Raw genomic sequence first — 18,209 nt, 5'->3', positions numbered from 1 at the left:
TGCTCGGGGCGGGCGCCCCTCCCTACGATGAGGAGGCAGGTTGTTCGGAGGCATAGCCGGGGCGCGCCGACGAAAGCTCCCCTCAGGAACGCGTACGCTGCCAGGGCTGCCCGATCTCTGGGCCACGCCTACAGCAGACCCGCCCATCGTTACCATCACGGAGAATGGCGTCCTCGTCCTACTCGGGCTGTGCGGAGCCAACCGGGAGCAGGTGGCCGATGCGGTCCGTCCAGGCGTCCCCGATGACGTGTCCTGGCGATGGCCCGGGGCCTACGTCGCCGTCCACCTCGAAGACAAGCAGATCCGCATCTGGACCAGCCTCGGCGCTCTCCCGGTCTATGTCCGCCACGGTGACGACGGTGAGGTCATCTGGTCCACCAGCGCCCGGGCGCTCGCTTCCCTGCGTTCCCCGCTGAGGCTCGACCTCGGCGCGGTCGCGGCGTTCATCAAACGCCAACCCATCGAGCACGCCCTGTTCGCCGATATCGAGCGCCTGCCCGCCGGACACCGCGTCCACCTGAACCGAGGGGGGTGGACGGCGACTCCGGTATGGACACCGCGCCCGTCGCCCGTTCCGGTCGCACGCAGGCTCCGCAGGGCGCTGGAGGATGCCGTCGCCCTCCGCGTAGACCGGTTCGAGAACCCCACAAGCGACTTCTCCGGAGGGCTCGACTCCACTAGCCTCTCCCTGCTCGCCGCCCGCCGGCTGGCCCCGACCTCCCGAACGATCATCGCGACGACGCTTCACCCCGCAGGGATCACGAGCGGAGGAGACTTGGACTACATCCACGGGGCGATCGGCGCCCCGGGCCTGGCCCATGCCTGGATCAGCCGGGACCACACGCACGCCCCCTACAGCGATCTCGTCCTTCCCCCGACCGACGAGCCCCCGGTGAGCGCCGTTTCCCTCGCCAGCTTTCGGGACCACATGCGCTGGCTGGACACCCACGGCTCCGGCATTCACATGACCGGGGACGGAGGAGACGCGCTGCTGGTGACCCCCTCGGTCTACTTCGCTGAGACGATTCGCAGGCATCCCTTCCGAACTCTCGGGGCGGCGAGCCGGTTCGCCCAGGTGCGACGCATGTCCCTGCGCCAAGCTTTGAACCATGGCCGGGCGTCCACACTGCCGCGTACCGGTCTGGAGCTGCCGAGCCGGACGCACCACAAGATCATCAGTACGCTCATCGACAGCGCCCGATCGGCGCGGGCTGACATTGAACTCGCTGCTGCTTTCGGGGTGCGGCTGGACAACCCCTTCTTCGACGCCCAGGTCATCGACGCCTACCTGTCGATGAGCTCGGAGGAGATGCCCGAGCCCGCCCGGTACAAGCCGGTGCTGGTAGAGGCGATGGCCGACGTGTTGCCCTCCGCGCTGCGTCATAGGACCACCAAGGCCACCACCACCGCTGATCATTACGAAGGGTTGCGCCGATCCCTGCCGCAGGTGGACGCCCTTCTGGACGGGCACCTCGCCGAAGTCGGCCTCATCGACGTTCCGGCAGCCCGCGCCCGGATGCGCTCTCTTGCCGCGGGGGCCGGAGACCTTGGCCCGATCGAACTCGTCGTCGCCTTCGAGGCGTGGTGGCGGGCACTGGAGCCCGTCCCTTGGAAGGAGGCGGCGGATGTCTGAGCGCGCGTGCGCCTTGGATCACGGGTGGCTGCTGGTCGTGGACTACGCGACCGGGCGGACCCGGCTCCTGGCTCCGGCTGTTGCCGATCGGTGGAGGGAAGCCTCCGCCGAGCCGCCGGTCCCGCGCGTACCGTGGGAGCCGTCGTGGAGTACCCACGAAGTGCCGCTGGGGTGGGAGCCTCCGCCCCGGGTATCCGCACGGGCGCTCCTGGCCGCTGGCCTGGGCGTCGTCGTGATGCTGATCGTCGCCACGATCGGAGCGCGAAGAAGGCGGATGCGCCGGATGGTCGGGCTGGTGCGCCGAGCATCCTCGATCCCCCGGTGCATAGCGACATCGGCCCTTGCCGAGGAGACGGTGAACGCAGTTCGACACTTCGGTTTTCTGCCCGGCCGGATGGCCTGCCTGGAATCATCGGTGGCCGCGGTCGTCGCGATCGCTCTCCAGGGGCGGGCGGTGGCGTGGCATCACGGAGTCCGCTGCGACCCGATCGTTCTGCACGCCTGGATCTCGGTCGGCGGGACCCCTGTCGCCGAACCTCCGAGCACCCGGCGGTGCGCCAAGCTGTTGACCATCGCTCCCGAGAAGAACAAGGAACATGTATGAACGACGAGACCGCTCCCTGGTTGTGGCTTCGCGGCGAGGTCGCGGGCCTGGGGCCGATCCGGGAAGACCTGCTCGAAACCTACTGGCGACTGGACCAGCAGATCAGCACGATCGTGGGCTATAACCGCCAGAGCCCCCAGCCCTTGCGCACCACCCGGGCGATTCTCATCGACGGCGGGAGCGGCGACGAGATCCGCTTCACCCTCTACGACGTCACCAAGGACCCCGCGGTCCCGGTGGGACTGGCCAAGCTCGCCATGGACACCGCCCGCGGCAACGCCGAGTACATCGTGACCATGGACCCCGATCACCACGGCCGGGGCATCGGCACCGAGGCCACCCGCCTCGTCCTGGACTGGGCCTTCCACGTCGCGAACATGGCGTGCGTCTGGCTGACCGTGCTCGAACCCAACGTTGGAGCGATCCGGGCCTATGAGAAGGCGGGGTTCAAGCGGCAGGGCATCCGCCGCGACTCGAACATGTGGCTCGGGCAGCGAGTGAACGAGGTCCACATGGACGCGGTCCCCGCCGACTTCCCGGGGCCTTCGCTGGTCAAGCAGAAGTTCCAATGACGGCCTCCACACTGCGGTAGCCGCATACGGCAGGGCCTCGCTCGGTAAGCCGCCGCACCCCCAGCAGCGGCACCAGGGCCAGGCGGGCGGCGGTGGTACTGCTGTGCTTCCCGCTCAAGTACAGCGTGAAAACCCTGGCGGTACTCAAGCGCCGCACCCGACCTGCCTCCGTTTCCGAGGCTGCCGACGCGGTCGCCGCAGCACGAGCTGCTGCCCGGCGGTTCCCCGGACGGGCCGCATGCCTGGAACTCAGCCTGGCCGCAGCCCTGACCGGGATACTGATGCGCAGGGCTGTGGACTGGTGCATCGGGGTACGCCTGATGCCCTACGCCGCTCATGCCTGGGTCGAAGCAGAGGGGACCCCTGTTGGGGAGCAGGAAGAGCCCGACCGCCCGTTCATCGTGATCACCCGAACCTGAAAGGCGTCATGGAGTACAACCCCCGCGTGTCTGCTGCCCTGGCGGCGGTACCCGAAGACGTCTACACGCTCAACGCGGACGGATCTCTCGTCACGCAGACCACGGCCCGAGAGCGCATCGCCGCCACCCTAGACGGGCTTGATCTCCAGCCCGGCATGAAGGTGCTGGAGATCGGAACGGGTTCGGGCTACAGCAGCGCTCTGCTGAGCGAACTCGTCGGCCCCTCAGGGACGGTGGTGACCGTGGACATCGTCCCCGAGCTGATCGAGCGAGCGCGAAGGCTCCACGTCCAAGGAGGCCGAAACAACGTCGTGCTGCTGGCTGCGGACGGTCACGAGGGTGCTCCCGAGGGTGCTCCGTTCGACCGCGTGGTCGCCTGGACGACCCCGGAAGTGATTCCGCACACCTGGGTCGAACAGACTCGTCCCGGTGGGTTGATCGTTGCCCCGGTCGAGTTGGCAGGGCTGGTCAAGACGCACGCCGTGGTGACCGCAAAGGTCGGCGAGGGCCACGGGCTGAAGGGCCTGGCGTTGACTCAGGGCGGGTACGTCGAGATGCACGGGGCCGACCTCGACCAATGGACGGTTCCACCCCGAGGCGTTGACGCTCACGCGCAGGACGACCAGGGCGCGACGTGGTGGATCGCAGGGGCGTGGGCGAAGGAGCACCCGGCCGACGCCGAGAGCCTGTTGGCTCGGTTCGCTGACGGAGTACGGACAGTCCGGGTATTCGAGGACGGCGACGACCCCGCAGCGTTCCGGGCCTGGCTGTACGCCACACATCCGAGCGAGCTGGTCGTCCTCGGAGGGCCGCAGGGGTTCGGTATTGGCGTGGCCGACGCAGCCGGGGCCTTCCTGTTCCGACCGGTCGGGCTAGACGCTCTCACCATCGGCACCCCCGCTGAGTCCACGGCGCGTGGGTGGGTCCAGGAGTGGCGAACCGCCGGCTGCCCGGGATGGGCGCAGGTGCGCCCTGTGCTCCGCCGGGAGGGCAGTGGGTGGCAGGTGCGTGCAGAGCGAAGCGAACCCGCCCATTCTTGACCTCACTCACTGGTTGGCCTCCTGCATGCTCAGGCCGCAGTAGTCACACATGACAGGGCCTCGCTCGGTGATCCGGGTGAGGTCCTTCGTGTGGCACTGCGGACACCGCTCGGTAAGCCGCCGCACCCCCAGCGGCGCTAGGTAGCGGTACGGGGCGGCGGCTAGACGCGCCCGTCGTCCCCCAGCCGGGCGTCGCGCACCGTGTTGGCGACGAGCACCCGGTTCGGCGCGTCCAGCTTCGCCATCACCCGGCCGACGACCGCCTTGACGTTGCTGACGCTCATGAAGAGGCTGTCGGCGATCTCGGTGTTGGACAGGCCCCGGCTGACGGCGAGGGCCACCTCGCGCTCGCGATCGGAGAGCGTGGCGACGCGCTCGCGGGCGCGGCGCCGCGTGTCGTCGTCCCCGCCGCCGACGGCCAGGCCGATGAGCCGGCGCGTGACCGAATCGGCCAGGTGCGTGCGCCTCCGGTGGACCGCGAGGATGCCCTCGACGAGTTCGTCCGGGGGCGCGTCCTTGAGGAGGAACCCGCTCGCGCCGGCGCGCAGGGCGCGGACCAGCGCGCGGTCCGAGTCCAGGGTGGTGAGGACGAGCACGGGCGGCGCCCCGGGGGCGCTTCGGATGCGCTCGGTCGCGGTCACCCCGTCGGTTCCGGGCATCCGCAGGTCCATGAGGACCACATCAGGCGCGTGCTCGGCGACGACCCGCACCGCCTCCTCCCCGTCACCGGCCTCGGCGACCACCTCGATCGCCCCGCCTCCGATGAGCAGGCGCAGGCCACGCCGGACCATCGGGTCGTCGTCGACGACCACCACTCGCACCGGCTCGTTCACGGCGACCATGGTAGGCGCACCCGCAGTTCAAAGTGGTCCGCGCTGTCGGACCAGGACAGGGACCCGCCGCAGATGGCGGCGCGTTCGGCCAGGCCCACGAGTCCCACACCGGAGTCCGATGCCCCGGTGTGCGCGCCCTCGCGGCCCCCGCCCGCCGCATCCGCTCCCCCGGCGCCGGAACGGTTGCGGACGGGGTTGCGCACCTCGATGAGGACCGCCTCCGCCCCGTCGGGCGTGATGCGCACCTCCACCCGGCCGGGGGCACCGTGCTTGCGGGCGTTGGTGAGGGCCTCCTGGACGATGCGGTAGGCGTGGCGGCCGGTGTTCGCGGGCGCCGGGAGCCGTCCGCTCACCTCGTCACGCACCTCCAGCCGGACGCCCGCCCTGCGGTTCTCCTCGAAGAGCCGGCCCAGTTCGTCGAAGGTCGGCTGCGGACGATCGGCCTCCTCGGCCTCCCCCTCGCGCGAACGCAGGTCGGAGAGGATGCCGCGCACCTCCGCGAGCGACTGGCGGGTGTTGGTGAGGATCTCCTCGGCCAGGGCGTCACGGTCGGCGGCGTCGAGGTCGGGACGGTAGGTGAGCGCGGAGGCGTTCAGCGAGATGAGCGTGAGCCGGTGCGCGAGGACGTCGTGCATCTCCCGGGCGATGCGGTTGCGCTCCTCCATCCTGGCGTTCTCCACGCGGAAGCGCTGCTCCCGTTCGGCGTCCAGCGCCCGTTCCCGCAGCACGCGGACCAGGTCGGCGCGGGCACCCCGGTAGGCCGAGGCCGCGGCCAGCGCCGCGACGGCCACGGCCACGAGGAGCAGTTCCACCCACAGCGGTTCGATCGGCTCCAGCGGGGTCCAGGGGGCGTGCAGGCCGAGGGCCAGGGCCACGGCGAAGAGGCCGCACAGGGGAAGCGCCTGCCGCCACCGCCGCCCCGAGGCGGACCGCGCGACCACGAGCCCGGCCAGACCGATGGAGGCGGTCGAGACGGCCGGCGCCGCGGCGACGACCCACCGGGCCCAGGGGCGGGACCCGAACCCGCGGCCCCCCACGACGAGCCCGGCCCCCAGGGCCGCGTCGGCAGCCAGGAGGGGCCAGGGGACGGTGATCCTGTTGCCGAGGTAGGAGTCGATGACCGCGAGGACGACGAACACCACGGTTGACCAGGGGACGAGACGGCCGGTGATCCTCACGGCCCCACCGTATAGCCGCTGCTCACCGCGCTCTCCCCCGACAGGGGTCCACGGCACCGAACGGGCACCCCGGTCCAGCGGGCACGGTACCCGCGGCCATCCCGCCGGTACCCGGGTCCAGGCTCGCCGGCCGCCGGACAACGCCCCGGGGCCGCGCGACGGCGCTCCCGGCACCGGGGACACTGCCGCCGGCGCGGGTGCCCTCCTAGCGTGGTCGGCACCGCCCCGGCACACCTCCGGGGAACCGTTTCCGACAGCAAGGAGTTCCATGTCAGCGGCGCTCTTGGTCGCGTCGATGGTCGCGTTCGCGGGTGCGATCACCATCGGGGCGCTCCGTTTCCTCTCACCGCGCGAGGAGAGGGGTTACGTCCTTCCCGGTGTCCTCCTCCTCGCCTACGCCGTCCTCTTCGGCCTGTGGATCGTGGTCGCGTGAGCCTGCTCGACATCCGCGACGTCTCCATGGCGCACGGCCGCACCCGGGTGCTCCGCAACATCGACCTGCGGATCGAACCGGGACACGTCTACGGACTGCTCGGCCCCAATGGCTCGGGGAAGACGACCCTGCTCAAGTCGATCCTCGGGGCCAACGACCACACCGGTGTCATCGAGCGCGCGCCGGGCCTGCGGGTCGGCCGCCTGATCGAGTACCCCGCGTTCTACGGCGGCCTGACCCTCCGGGAGAACCTGGAGCTGCACGCCCGCTACCTGCGGACCCCCTTGGGGGAGATCCCCGGCCTGCTGGCGGAGGTCGGTCTGGGCGATCGGGCGGACCTGCGCTTCTCACGCACCTCCCTGGGGATGCGCCAACGGCTCGGCATCGCCCGGGCGCTCCTCGGCGAGCCCGGACTGGTGCTGCTGGACGAGCCGACGAACGGCCTCGACCCCATCGGCATCCGCGACATCAGGGAGCTGATCCGCGCCGTCCAGCGCGAGCGGGGGACGAGCATGATCGTCTCCAGCCACAACCTGACCGAGATCGCCTCCCTCGCCGACCACCTGCTGTTCATGAAGGCCGGCCGGATCATCCGGCGCATGGCCGCCCGCGAGGTCCACGGCGATCTGGAGGACCTGTACGCGACGATCCTGGGGGACGGGGCATGAGGACGCTGATCGCCAACGAGCTTCGCAAGATCCGGCGGGAGCGGTTCGTCTGGGCCGTCCTCGTGCTGAACGTGGTCCCCTTCGCGATGGTGGTCGTCAACCACGTGGTGAACGGAGGGGATCCCACCCTGGAGGGGTTCTACTTCACCTTCCACAACCAGTACACGATGGTCCTGCCCCTGGTGGTGTGCGCGACCGTCGCGGCCTGCTTCCACACCGAGTTCCGGAACGGGACCTACTTCGAGTGGCTCACCTGCGGCCGGTCCAGGCCGGCGCTGTGGGCGGCGAAGCTGACCGTCGCCTGCTGCCTGGTGGTGGTGCTGGCCGCGGTCAACCACGTCGGTCTCGTGCTGTTCTTCCTGGCCGAGAACCCCGATGCGGGGCTCCTGCGGATGAGCGCCGCCTACTGGCTCCTCGTCGGCGTGTCGATCGCCTCCGTCGCGCTCTTGTGCGCCCTGCTGACGCTGCTGACCCGCAACGTCGTCATCGTGAACGTCTTCGGGATCGGCCTGACCGTGGCCACGCTCGTGTTCATGGCCGCCGACTTCTCGTACCTGATCCCCACCTGCTTCGCCTACCGGCTCAGCGTGGGCATGATCGTCCCCGACGCGGCCTATCCGGATCTCGGGCTCGCGCTCGCGGTGGGCTGGTCGGTCACGGCGCTGTTCCTGCTGCTGCCGCTCCTGGCCAACCTCCTCGTCATCACCCGCCGCCGCTACCTGCGCTGACCGGACGGCAGGCGCCTGGAGCCACAGGCAATGCCCATAGTGTCCGCATCATGGATCCCACTCCGAGGTCCCCCAACGGTCACGTCCGGTTCCACACCGCTCACGGCCAACCCGTGGACCTGAGCGGGAAGCCGGGGTCGACGGCCGACACCTCCATCCCCCTCAACCCCGACGGCGCGTTCCCACGACCACAGGGCCGGCGGCAATGAGATCGGGTATCGAAGGGCTGACCGTCATCCGGGTCTGTTTCGACGCCGTGTTCTGCCGGTTGATCGAGGACGGGCAGGGGCTGCGCGTGGAGACGCGGGCGCGTCTGGACTTCGCGGAGGGGATCGTCTTCTTCCCCGGAGGAACCCGGTGCCGCCGCCGTGCGGCTGGTGGGTCTCTTCGGCAGGAGGATCGTCCAGGCCACGGCCGCCAAGGCCGGATCGTTGAGGCTGGTCTTCGACAACGGCGTCCGGCTCATGGTGCCGCCCGGCCCCGGATACGAGGCGTGGAGTCTCGTCGGTCCCCGGGGCGAACTGCTCGTGTGCTTTCCGGGTGGCGGGCTGGGAAGCTGGGGACGGCGTTGCGGGGAAGGAGGCGAGTCCGCTGCCGGGCCGGTCCCCTGACCCGTTCCCCGGGGCCGGGAAGCCCGGGAAGGTCCGAGATCGACGACGTCGGAGGGGTCCACCGCCGCCTCGGCGCCTACGCAGGAGCGGAACCCCGGTACGGCAGCGTCGGAGGCGAGCCACGGCTTCGTCCGCGACGGCCCGTCGCGGGGCACCGACAGGCCATCGCCGACATCGCCAACAGCGGAGCCTCAAAGTCCCGTCTCCGCCAGGTCTACCGGTACGGCGTGGGCGGACCGGCCGAGGAGTCCGGCCCTCCACGCCGGCACAGCGCCTTCCCGTGGCTAGGCGACCGCCTCACGGCGGAACTCCTCCAGCGACCACGAGACGGCGGACGGGGTCACCACTTCACGTGCGGACCCCGCCGGCACCGCCCCTCGCGGGGCCGCCGTCCGCGCGATGGCGCGGTGTCAGCCCCCGCTTTCAAGCCGCGACCGCCGGTGACGGGGGCTCCCCGTCCCATGCGCCCACGCCGAACAGGTCCCCGGCCCGCTCCTGCGGTGGACCGGCCCCGCCGCCCCGGTCACCCCGATCCCACCTCCGCCTTGCGCGACGGTGACCGCTCGGCGCGCTCCCGGATCCTCTTGACCGCGAACGCCGCGGCGACAACGGCCAGGATGGCGTAGATGCCGACCGCGATACCGCTGTCGACGAGGACCGTGAGGTCCCCCTGGCCGGCGGCCATCGCGCGGCGAAGCTCGCCTTCGGCGAGCGGCCCCAGGATGACGCCGATCAGCACCGGCGCGACGGGGATGTCGTAGCGGCGCATGAACAGTCCCAGGGCTCCGACCGCGTAGAGCAGCCCCACGTCGAAGATCGACCCCTTGGTCGAGTAGACGCCGACCGTGGCGAAGACCAGGAGGCCGGCGTAGAGGTGCCTGCGGGGCAGGCGCAGCAGGCGCGCCCACAGCGGCGCGAAGGGAAGGTTGATCAGCAGCAGCAGGACGGTGCCCAGGAACATGCTCGCCAGCAGCGCCCAGACGAGGTCGCCCTCGTTCTCGAACAACAGGGGACCGGGCTGCATCCCGTACTGCTGGAACGCCGCGAGCATGACGGCCGCGGTGGCCGACGTGGGCAGGCCGAGTCCCAGGAGCGGGATCATCGCGGTCGCCGTCGTGGCGTTGTTCGCCGCCTCGGGGCCGGCGACCCCCTCGATCGCGCCGCGGCCGAACTCGCTGTTGCCGCGTCGGCGGGCCAGCGCCTTCTCGACGCCGTAGGACAGGAAGGTGGGGATCTCGGCCCCGCCGGCCGGGATGACGCCGAACGGAAGTCCCAGGGCGGTGCCGCGCATCCACGGCAGCCAGGACCGGCGCAGGTCGCCGCGGCTGAGCCAGGGCGTCCCGGTGGCGATCGCCTGGACGGGGGCGCCACCGTCGGGACGGAACCCCTGGTACAGCACCTCGCCGACCGCCAACAGGCCGACGGTCACCACGACGATGCCGATGCCGTCGAGGAGGTGGGAGACCCCCAGGGTCATGCGCACCGCGCCGCTCTGGTCGTCGATGCCGACGACGCTGATGGCGATGCCGATGCCCAGGGCCACGATCCCGCGCAGAGGGGAGGCGGTGACCACGGCCGCCGTCGAGACGAAGGCGAGCATCGCCAGCGCGAAGTACTCCGCGGGGCCGAAGCCGAGCGCGAAGGCCACCATGCGCTGGGCGAAGAAGGCGACGACGGTGGTGGCGACGATCCCGCCGACGAACGAGCCGACCACGGCGGCGGCCAGGGCCTGCGAGGCGCGTCCGCTGCGCGCCATGGCGTGCCCCTCGAAGGCGGTGACGATCGACGAGCTCTGCCCCGGCGTGTTGAGCAGGATCGACGTCGTGGCACCGCCGAACTGTCCGCCGTAGTAGATGCCGGCGAACATGATGAAGGCCGCGGTGGGCTCCAGCAGGAAGGTGAGCGGCAGCAGCAGGGCGACCGCCATGGAGGAGCCGAGCCCGGGCAGGACGCCCACGGCCGTGCCGAGCACGACACCGGCCAGGCACCACATGAGGTTGGCGGGGGTGAGGGCGTCGGCGAACCCCGACAGCAGCAGGGAGAGCGAGTCCATGGGCTAGAGGACCTTTCCGAGAAGTCCCGCGGGCAGTGCGACCTCCAGCAGGCCGGAGAAGACGAGCTGCACCACCCCGGCCAGGGCCGCGGCGACGCACAGGTCGAACAGGGGGTGCCGCCGGTCGAGGGCGTGACTGATCCCCCAGAACAGCAGCGTTCCCGAGAGGAGCCAGCCCAAGGGCTGCAGCAAGGCGAGGTGCGCCAGGAGGGTCGCGGCCATCGTCGTCAGGGTGCGCCAGTCGCCGCGCGGCGAGGGGGGCTCGGCGGTGTCCCGCCCGCCGCCCGTCCCTCCTCGGCCAATCCGCGCCGAGCCCCGTCGCAGGGCCCACGCGGCCGAGACCAGCGCGGTGAGCATCAGCAGCGCGCCGACGGTCAGGGGGAAGAACTGCGGGCCGAGGAACCCCGACGCCTTGGGGACCCGCATCAGCGCGCCGCCCGAGAGGAGGAGCAGGGCGACGACGGCCGTCACAGCGGGGACGGCCAGCGCGGAGCGGATCCGGCGCGGGCCGGGCCCGGTGGGGTCCGACGGCGCCCGTTCTCCCGGGGCCTGTTCCCTTCGCAGGGGTTCCGCCGTGGTCATGACAGCCCCAATCCCTTGATGATCCCGGCGAGCCGCCGGTCCTCCCCGGCGAGGAAGTCCGCGAACTCCGCGCCGGTCGAGAAGGTGTCCTTCCAGCCGAACCGCTGAAGGCTGTGACCCCACTCCGGGGTCTCCACGAGGTCGCGCACCAGGTCCTCGAGTGTTCGCCGCTGCCCGTCGGTGAGTCCGGGGGCCGCGGCGAGACCGCGCCAGTTGGCCAGGTCGAGATCCAGGCCCGACTCGCGGATGGTGGGAACGTCGACGCCGGGCAGGCGGTGCGCCGAGGAGACGGCCAGCGCGCGGACCTCGCCGACCTCGATCTGGGCCGCGAACCCGTTGAGGCTGGAGACGGCGACGTCGGCGGTGTGGGAGAGCAGCGCGGTCAGCACCTCCCCGTCGCCGGAGTAGACGATGTAGTTCAGGTCCGCGGGATCGGCGCCCAGGCGTTGGAGCGCCAGCGCGGCCGTCAGGTGGTCGGCGGTCCCCACGGCGCCCCCGGCGACGGTGATCCGGCGGGGGTCGGACCGCCAGCGGTCGGCGAGCTGGTGGAACGAGCGGACCGGGGAGTCGGCGCGCACGGCCACGACGACGTAGTCCTCGGCCAGCTTCGCCAGGGGCGTGATGTCGGCCAGGGTGGTCGGGGAACCGGTGATCCGGATTCCCCCCAGGATCGACGTGCCCATGATCATCAGCACGTCGGAGCGTCCGTGCTGGCGGGACATGTGGGACAACCCGACCGTCCCCCCGCCGCCGGGCAGGTTGACGACTTCGACCGTGCGCACCAGGCCGTTCTCCCCCAGCGCGTGCTGGGCCTGGCGGGCCACGCTGTCGAAGCCGCCGCCCGCGGCCGCGGGAACGACCATTTCGATGCGGGAGCCGGCGCGCTCCCGTGTCGTCTCGCTGTTGCGGACCTCCAGTACGCCGCCGCCGAGTGCGGCCACGCCGGCCACCCCGGCGAGCATCTCGCGGCGGTTCAGGGTCGACCTCTTCATCGCTCTCCCGGTTGTCGTGCGAGCAGGTGTCGCTGGGTTCTCGGGCTCCGCTCCGGGGGCGTGTACACGTGACCCACGGCTCGCTGCACTGTGACGGGAGCCATATTGTACGAATTCGCTCTTAAGTGCAATCTTCGGGCGACACACGTGGTCGGCCAGCGACCCGGACGACCCCGCAACCACCCGAGTCGTCCGGAATGAAAAGCGCCGAGCAGGAAAGAAGCCGATCACCTCCGAGGTGGATCCAGCGGGAGGCGTAGCATGGATTGTACTTAGCAGCGATTTAGAACAATCGATGTCGGCGTGAAGGAGAAGCGAGGCGACGATGATCGAAACCGAGGAAGCGCGACCAGGGACGGCAACGCTGGACATCGCCGGACGCGACTACCGCTACGTCCCGCTTGAGGGGTTGATGACGCGGCGGGAGCTACAGACGGTCCCCTACGCGATCCGGATCCTGCTGGAAAACGTCGCCCGCACGGCCCCCGGGGAACTGCCCGCGGTCCTGGACCGCGTCCACACGGGCGCGGGCACCTGCGAGGTGCCGTTCCGCCCCAACCGGATCATGCTGCACGACACGACCTGCCTGCCGACGCTGGCCGACTTCGCCGCCCTGCGCGACATGGTCGCCGAACTGGGGGGCGACCCCGCCGCCGTCAACCCGGTGATCGACGCCGACCTCACCGTGGACCATTCGGTGATCGCCGAGGCACACGGCTCGCCCGCGGCCCTGGAACACAACCTCCGCGTCGACTTCCACCGCAACGGCGAACGCTACCGGTTCATCAAATGGGCCGAGCAGAGCCTGCGGGGCTTTCGGGTCGTCCCCCCGGGCAAGGGGATCATCCACCAGGTCAACATGGAGACGCTGGCCCGCGTGGTCTGGCAGGACCGCGGCGGCCACCCCCCGCTGCTGCACCCCGACACGCTCGTCGCCACCGACAGCCACACCCCGATGATCAACGCCATCGGGGTCCTCGGATGGGGGGTCGGCGGCCTCCAGGCGCAGGCCGCCCTCCTGGGCGAACCGGTCCTGTTCGGCTTCCCCGAGGTCGTGGGCGTCCACATCTCCGGCCGGCTGCGCGAAGGGGTCACCGCGACCGACCTGGCGCTGACCCTGACCGAGATCCTGCGGACCCACGGCGTCGTGGAGTCGTTCGTCGAGTTCTTCGGCCCGGGGATCGCGAACCTGTCGCTGGCCGACCGCGCGGCCGTCGCGAACATGGCCCCCGAGTACGGCGCCACCTGCACCTTCTTCCCCTACGACGAGGAGGTGCGCTCCTATCTGCGCCTGACCGGGCGGAGCCGGGAACACCGCGCGGTGGTCGACGCCTACCTCGACGCCCAGGGCCTCAAGCGCACCCCGCACAGCCCGGTCCCCGACTACGACCGGACCGTCGAACTCGACCTCGCCTCGGTGGAGCCGTGCCTGGCCGGGCCGCGCCGGCCCGATCAGCGCCTGCGCCTGTCCCAGGTCCCCGACTCCTTCCGCGCCGAGGTCCCGCCGACCGGACGCCCTCGCGAGACCGACCCGGTCTTCGGGGAGGCGGTCCCCGAGGGGGCCGTCGCCATCGCCGCCATCACCAGTTGCACCAACACCGCCAACCCGGCCCTGATGGTCCAGGCGGGACTGCTCGCCCGGGCCGCCCGGGAACGCGGGCTGAGGGCCAAGCCCTGGGTGAAGGCGTCGCTCTCGCCCGGTTCACGGGTCGTCACCCGCTACCTGGAGGCCGCCGGCCTGCTGGAGCCGCTGGCGCAGACCGGTTTCCACACCGTCGGCTTCGGCTGCATGACCTGCATCGGCAACTCCGGTCCGCTCCAGCCCCGCCTGGCCGAACTCGTCGAGGCCGGAGCCGAGGCCGTCGCGGTGCTGTCGGGCAACCGGAACTTCCCCGGCCGGGTCAACCCGAGCCTCTCCCTGGCCTACCTCGCCTCGCCTCCCCTGGTCGTGGCCTACGCGCTGGCGGGGACGATCCTGCACGACCTCGCCGGCCAACCGCTCGGCCACGACCGCGAGGGCCGCCCGGTCTTCCTGCGTGACCTGTGGCCCGCCGACAGCGAGGTCGCCGCCCTCGTCGCCGCGGCGGTGACACCGGAGATGTTCCAGGAGAACAACACCACCATCCGCGAGGGCGGCGCGCACTGGGACGAGCTCACCTCGGAGGGATCGACGCTCTTCCCGTGGGATCCGGAGTCCACCTACATCAGGCGTCCGCCCTACCTCAGCGCGGTCGAGCCGCACCCGCCGCGGAGCCTGCGCGTCGACGACGCCCGCGTGCTGCTGTGGCTGGGCGACGACATCACCACCGACCACATCTCCCCGGCCGGCGCCATCCCCCCCGACAGCCCGGCGGGCCGCCACCTCCAGGCCGCCGGAACCCCGCCCCGCCACCTCAACCAGTACTCCACCCGGCGCAGCAACCACGAGGTGATGCTGCGCGGCGCCTTCACCAACCCGGCGGTGGCCAACCTCCTGCTGCCACCGGAGTCCCGGGGAGGCGGCGGACGCGCCTACACCGCCGACCGCTCCCGGGTGGAGCCGGTCCACACCGCCGCCCGCACCTACCGCGAAGCCGGACTGGACCTCGTGGTGGTCGCCGGCCGCAACTACGGTGCGGGTTCCAGCCGCGACTGGGCGGCCAAGGCCCAGGCCCTGCTGGGCGTCCGCGCCGTGATCGCCGAGAGCTTCGAGCGCATCCACCGCGCCAACCTCATCGGCATGGGGGTGTTCCCCCTGGAGTTCCCACCCGGCCGCGGCGCCGCCGAACTGGACCTGCGGGGAGACGAGTCCCTGTCGATCGACGGGCTGGACGACGTGGTTGCGGGCCACAACACGGTCGTGCTGCGTGTCCGGCGCCGCGGCGCCACGGTGGCGGAGATGCCGCTGCGCCTACGCCTCGACTCCCGCCACGAGGTCGCCTACCTGCGGCACGGCGGGACCATGCCCTATGTGGTACGCCGTTTCCTGCCCGGGACGTCCCCCGCTCCCGATCGGCGCCTGCCGGCAGGGGAGGCGAGCGCCGCCCGGCCGTGATCCCCGCGCGCCGCCTCCCCGTGGGACCCCGGCCCCCGTCGCGGCTACAGGACCGGGGGAGGCGGCTCCGGCCCGATCCCGGTCTTGAGCCAGCGCACCCGGTCCAGGTGCGCGCGCAGCAGTTCGGCGGCCGCCTGGAGCTCCCCCCGCTCCATCAGCTCCAGCAGCCGCAGGTGCTCCCTGGCCTGCCCGACCAGCCGCGACCGGTCGAACTGGTGACGGTATTCGATCAACCTGCGCACCCGGTTCTGCCGCCGCAGGGCGTCCAGCAGGAAGACGTTGCCGGAGCAGCCCACGACCATCTCGTGGAACTCCGCCCCGGTCCGGAACAGCTCCCTGCGCGGCAGGGTCAGGATCCGCCCGCGCAACAGGGCCTCCTGACGGGCGCGATGCTCGGCGAAGGCGTCGGCGTCCACGGCGAAACCCGGCTCCAGCAGGGCCGCCGGCTCCACGATCATCCGGAACCGGTAGCTCTGGTCGTGTCCCTCGACCGTGGACAGCACCTTGTGGAACTCCCAGCCGCGTCCCGGACGGCGCCGCACCAGGTCCTCGCCCTCCAAGCGGGCCAACAGCCGCTGCGCCTGCCGCGGGGAGAGCCCGTAGCGGCGGGTGACCTCGGCCGCGGTGAACTCGCTGGCGAGACGGCCGCGCAGATGGTCGTCGACGAGCTGGAAGTAGCCGGCCTCCTCGGCCTCCGACGCCGCGTCCAGGTCGACCTGTTCGAGGGAGGACGCCGAGCGGGTCAGGAAGAATCCGCGGTTGGGGATCCGCTCCACGATCCCCAGTTCGGCCAGGAAGGCCAGGGCCTTGCGCACCGGAGAGCGCGACAGCCCGAGTTCGCCGGCCACCCACTGTTCGGTGATGTGGGCGCCCTCGTCCAGACCCTGCCGGATGACCAGGTCGACGATCCGCATGGCGAGCGACGTCGCGGAGGAGGGACGCGACGTCTCACGTCCCCGAGCGGTTCCTTCGACCACCTGCACCCGCCCTCCAGACCGGGCGCGCCCCGCCCCGGCCACCTCACCGCTCCGGGAACCCCACGCTCGCCGGGCCGACTCACCGACCACAGCTTAGGGGGAGGAGAACCCGGTCCGTCGCCCCGGCGGCGAAGGCGCGGGCTTGTCGACGCGCCGCCGCCCGCGGCGGTCTGCCTGTCGGTGTCCGCTGCCGGTCACCCTGCGCAACGGCCACCGCGGCGGACGGGTGCGCTGCCATGATGCCAAGAGGCGCCGGCGGCCCCTCGTCCGTACCTCCCGGCCGACGCGGGCACCATGGTGCGCTCCGGCGGCGGCCCGGCCCCACCCGCCGCCCGGACGGGCGGCGCGGTTGGGAGGGGACGGGTGTGCGCGGGGCGTCCAGCGGCGGGGCGTCCACCGGGAGAGCCCCGGCGCACGAGCGCGGGTCGCCCCCGGCCCCACACGGCGCGGTCGGGCGACCGCATCTCCGAGGAGCGGAAGGACACCCGTTGAACACTGGTCATCCCACGACCGGCCGGCGGCAGGGAGCGCCACGGCGGCTCACGCTGGCGTTCGCCTCGGTCCAGGGGAGCTCGTTCGGCTGCCTCTTCCTGCTGACCACGCTGTCGGTGGCCGAGGGCGACGGCTACGTGGGCCTGGGGGTGCAGGCGTTCTCGCAGGCCCTGCCGGCCCTCGCCCTGGTGTTCGTGTTCCGCGCGGTGGCCGGAAGGGCCGGCCTGCCGGCCCTGGTCGTTCCCATGCTGGCCGCCCAGGCCGCCGTTGACGCCGCCTTCGTCGCCGGCTACCTCACCTTCGGCTACCACCTGCCGGCCGCGGCCCTGACCGGGCTGCTCCTGGCCGTCGCCATCGCCGCCCAGGGCCCCGGCTGGAAGTCGCTGTTCTCCGACCTCATCCCCCGGGAGGACTTCCGCGAGCGTTACGCCGGGATCTCCTCGCTGAACAACGTGTTCCGCCTGGTCTCCCCCGCGCTGGCCGGGGCCGCCCTCTCCCTGGGGGGAGGGTGGATCTGGTTCGCCGCGGACGCGCTGTTGTGCGTCGTGGCCGCCGTCGTGGTCGCCCGAGTGCGTCGGGCCGTCAGGACCGCCCCGGGTGAGCGCACGGAACGAAGCGCGGCCGACGCGGCCCCGGTCCCGCGCCCGGCCCGCTGGCCCTTCCTGCTCCCCTTCGCCCTGATCTGCGTCTTCGGGTTCAACATCCAGTTGTTCGCGCCGGTCCTGGCCACCGGCGTCCTCGGGCTGGACGCCGGCTACGCGGGAATCCTGATGGCCTCCCACACCCTGGGGGCGATCCTGGGAAGCTACCTGTCGGGAAGGGTCCGGCTGGGCACGAGCGCCCTCTTCGGCGGTGCGGGCCTGGCCCTGGGAGCCCTCACCCTGCTGCTCCCCCTACCGGACACGCTGTGGCTCGCGCTGTCCCTCCTGGTCGTGGTCGGCGCCGCGCGGGGAGCCGCCCTCACCACCTCCTCGGTGATCCCCGTCCTGGCGTCGTCGCGCCAGGAGGCCAGGGACGACCTCTTCGCGCGGTCGGCGGTGTTCTTCGCCGGCAGCAACGTGGTCAGCGCGCCCTTGGTCGCCCTCCTGCTGGAGCACGGCCCTCCGGCGACCGCGTTCTACGCCTGCGGCGCGGGGTGCATGGCGGCGGGACTGCTCTGGCTGGTCGTGGGACCACGGTGGATGCGGGCCGCCGCGGGCGAGGGACGGTCCCCCGCACCCGGATGAGGCCGGCCCACGGCGCCGCCGCGCCCGCCCACCCCTCCTCCCCGGAGACACACCCCCATGGGGAGGCCGGGCGGCGTCGGTGCGACGCCGCCCAGGGCAGCACCGTCGAGGTCCGGGAGCAGGCGGAACGCCGG

The 18,209-nt window shown here is 71.8% G+C and carries 16 protein-coding genes and 1 pseudogene; 11 read left to right on the top strand and 6 right to left on the bottom strand.

Features of this window, described 5'->3' with window-relative positions:
* Positions 1 to 40 precede the first annotated feature (40 nt).
* The 5 genes from ACYVHU_RS03505 (at position 41) to ACYVHU_RS03485 (ending at position 4,268) form a co-directional block, all read left to right on the top strand.
* Complete coding sequence (locus ACYVHU_RS03505) at positions 41 to 1,633, top strand: macrolactam cyclase family protein (RefSeq protein ID WP_498947451.1); 1,593 nt, start codon at positions 41 to 43, stop codon at positions 1,631 to 1,633.
* The gene (locus ACYVHU_RS03500) at positions 1,626 to 2,237 is read left to right on the top strand and encodes a transglutaminase-like domain-containing protein (RefSeq protein WP_498947450.1); all 612 of its coding nucleotides are present in this window, start codon (positions 1,626 to 1,628) and stop codon (positions 2,235 to 2,237) included. Before ACYVHU_RS03505 ends, ACYVHU_RS03500 begins: the two co-directional genes overlap by 8 nt.
* Positions 2,234 to 2,809 carry a GNAT family N-acetyltransferase gene (locus ACYVHU_RS03495; protein ID WP_498947449.1) on the top strand — a complete coding sequence of 192 codons (576 nt, stop codon included), beginning with the start codon at positions 2,234 to 2,236 and terminating at the stop codon, positions 2,807 to 2,809. The genes ACYVHU_RS03500 and ACYVHU_RS03495 overlap by 4 nt, the downstream gene beginning before the upstream one ends.
* A 92-nt stretch (positions 2,810 to 2,901) precedes the next feature.
* Positions 2,902 to 3,228 (top strand): lasso peptide biosynthesis protein, encoded by a 327-nt coding sequence (locus ACYVHU_RS03490; RefSeq protein WP_498947448.1) that lies wholly within the window; start codon positions 2,902 to 2,904, stop codon positions 3,226 to 3,228.
* An 8-nt stretch (positions 3,229 to 3,236) separates the two neighbouring features.
* Positions 3,237 to 4,268 carry a protein-L-isoaspartate O-methyltransferase family protein gene (locus ACYVHU_RS03485; protein ID WP_498947447.1) on the top strand — a complete coding sequence of 344 codons (1,032 nt, stop codon included), beginning with the start codon at positions 3,237 to 3,239 and terminating at the stop codon, positions 4,266 to 4,268.
* A 161-nt stretch (positions 4,269 to 4,429) separates the two neighbouring features.
* Here the strand turns inward: ACYVHU_RS03485 and ACYVHU_RS03480 are convergent, their stop codons facing one another.
* Together ACYVHU_RS03480 and ACYVHU_RS03475 are read right to left on the bottom strand one after the other, a co-directional pair.
* Positions 4,430 to 5,110 carry a response regulator gene (locus tag ACYVHU_RS03480; RefSeq protein ID WP_498947446.1) on the bottom strand — a complete coding sequence of 227 codons (681 nt, stop codon included), beginning with the start codon at positions 5,108 to 5,110 and terminating at the stop codon, positions 4,430 to 4,432.
* A complete protein-coding gene (locus ACYVHU_RS03475; RefSeq protein WP_078759835.1) occupies positions 5,098 to 6,279 on the bottom strand; it encodes a sensor histidine kinase in 1,182 nt (393 codons plus the stop codon). The genes ACYVHU_RS03480 and ACYVHU_RS03475 overlap by 13 nt, the downstream gene beginning before the upstream one ends.
* Before the next feature lie 268 nt (positions 6,280 to 6,547).
* Between ACYVHU_RS03475 and ACYVHU_RS03470 the strand changes: the two genes are divergently transcribed.
* The 4 genes and pseudogenes from ACYVHU_RS03470 to ACYVHU_RS03455 form a co-directional block, all read left to right on the top strand.
* On the top strand, positions 6,548 to 6,712 hold the full coding sequence (locus tag ACYVHU_RS03470; protein WP_078759836.1) for a histidine kinase: 165 nt from the start codon (positions 6,548 to 6,550) through the stop codon (positions 6,710 to 6,712).
* Positions 6,709 to 7,380: an ABC transporter ATP-binding protein gene (locus ACYVHU_RS03465; protein ID WP_078759837.1), complete on the top strand. Its 672-nt coding sequence runs from the start codon at positions 6,709 to 6,711 to the stop codon at positions 7,378 to 7,380. Before ACYVHU_RS03470 ends, ACYVHU_RS03465 begins: the two co-directional genes overlap by 4 nt.
* A complete protein-coding gene (locus ACYVHU_RS03460) occupies positions 7,377 to 8,108 on the top strand; it encodes an ABC transporter permease (protein WP_078759838.1) in 732 nt (243 codons plus the stop codon). The genes ACYVHU_RS03465 and ACYVHU_RS03460 overlap by 4 nt, the downstream gene beginning before the upstream one ends.
* 347 nt (positions 8,109 to 8,455) lie before the next feature.
* A pseudogene (locus tag ACYVHU_RS03455) lies at positions 8,456 to 8,719 on the top strand (DUF6188 family protein); the annotation flags it as partial.
* A 523-nt stretch (positions 8,720 to 9,242) separates the two neighbouring features.
* Here ACYVHU_RS03455 and ACYVHU_RS03450 read toward each other — a convergent pair.
* From ACYVHU_RS03450 to ACYVHU_RS03440, 3 genes are read right to left on the bottom strand one after another with little or no spacing between them, the layout of a single operon-like run.
* Positions 9,243 to 10,772, bottom strand: a complete 1,530-nt coding sequence (locus ACYVHU_RS03450) for a tripartite tricarboxylate transporter permease (RefSeq protein ID WP_498947445.1) — start codon at positions 10,770 to 10,772, stop codon at positions 9,243 to 9,245.
* Between the two features lie 3 nt (positions 10,773 to 10,775).
* Positions 10,776 to 11,354: a tripartite tricarboxylate transporter TctB family protein gene (locus ACYVHU_RS03445; RefSeq protein WP_498947444.1), complete on the bottom strand. Its 579-nt coding sequence runs from the start codon at positions 11,352 to 11,354 to the stop codon at positions 10,776 to 10,778.
* A complete protein-coding gene (locus ACYVHU_RS03440; protein ID WP_498947443.1) occupies positions 11,351 to 12,346 on the bottom strand; it encodes a tripartite tricarboxylate transporter substrate binding protein in 996 nt (331 codons plus the stop codon). Before ACYVHU_RS03440 ends, ACYVHU_RS03445 begins: the two co-directional genes overlap by 4 nt.
* 325 nt (positions 12,347 to 12,671) lie before the next feature.
* Between ACYVHU_RS03440 and acnA the strand changes: the two genes are divergently transcribed.
* Positions 12,672 to 15,380 carry an aconitate hydratase gene (gene acnA, locus ACYVHU_RS03435; protein ID WP_498947442.1) on the top strand — a complete coding sequence of 903 codons (2,709 nt, stop codon included), beginning with the start codon at positions 12,672 to 12,674 and terminating at the stop codon, positions 15,378 to 15,380.
* Positions 15,381 to 15,424: 44 nt separating this feature from the next.
* Here the strand turns inward: acnA and ACYVHU_RS03430 are convergent, their stop codons facing one another.
* Entirely contained in the window at positions 15,425 to 16,363 is a 939-nt protein-coding gene (locus ACYVHU_RS03430) for a GntR family transcriptional regulator (protein ID WP_432935757.1), read from the bottom strand.
* Between the two features lie 482 nt (positions 16,364 to 16,845).
* On the opposite strand from ACYVHU_RS03430, the gene ACYVHU_RS03425 reads away from it, so the two are divergent.
* Positions 16,846 to 18,075, top strand: a complete 1,230-nt coding sequence (locus ACYVHU_RS03425; RefSeq protein WP_159457200.1) for an MFS transporter — start codon at positions 16,846 to 16,848, stop codon at positions 18,073 to 18,075.
* The last annotated feature ends 134 nt before the right edge of the window (positions 18,076 to 18,209 follow it).

The sequence above is a fragment of the Marinactinospora endophytica genome (genome assembly GCF_054780875.1).
Note: the sequence above shows the minus strand (reverse complement) of the source record. Positions and strands in the feature narration are given on the sequence as shown.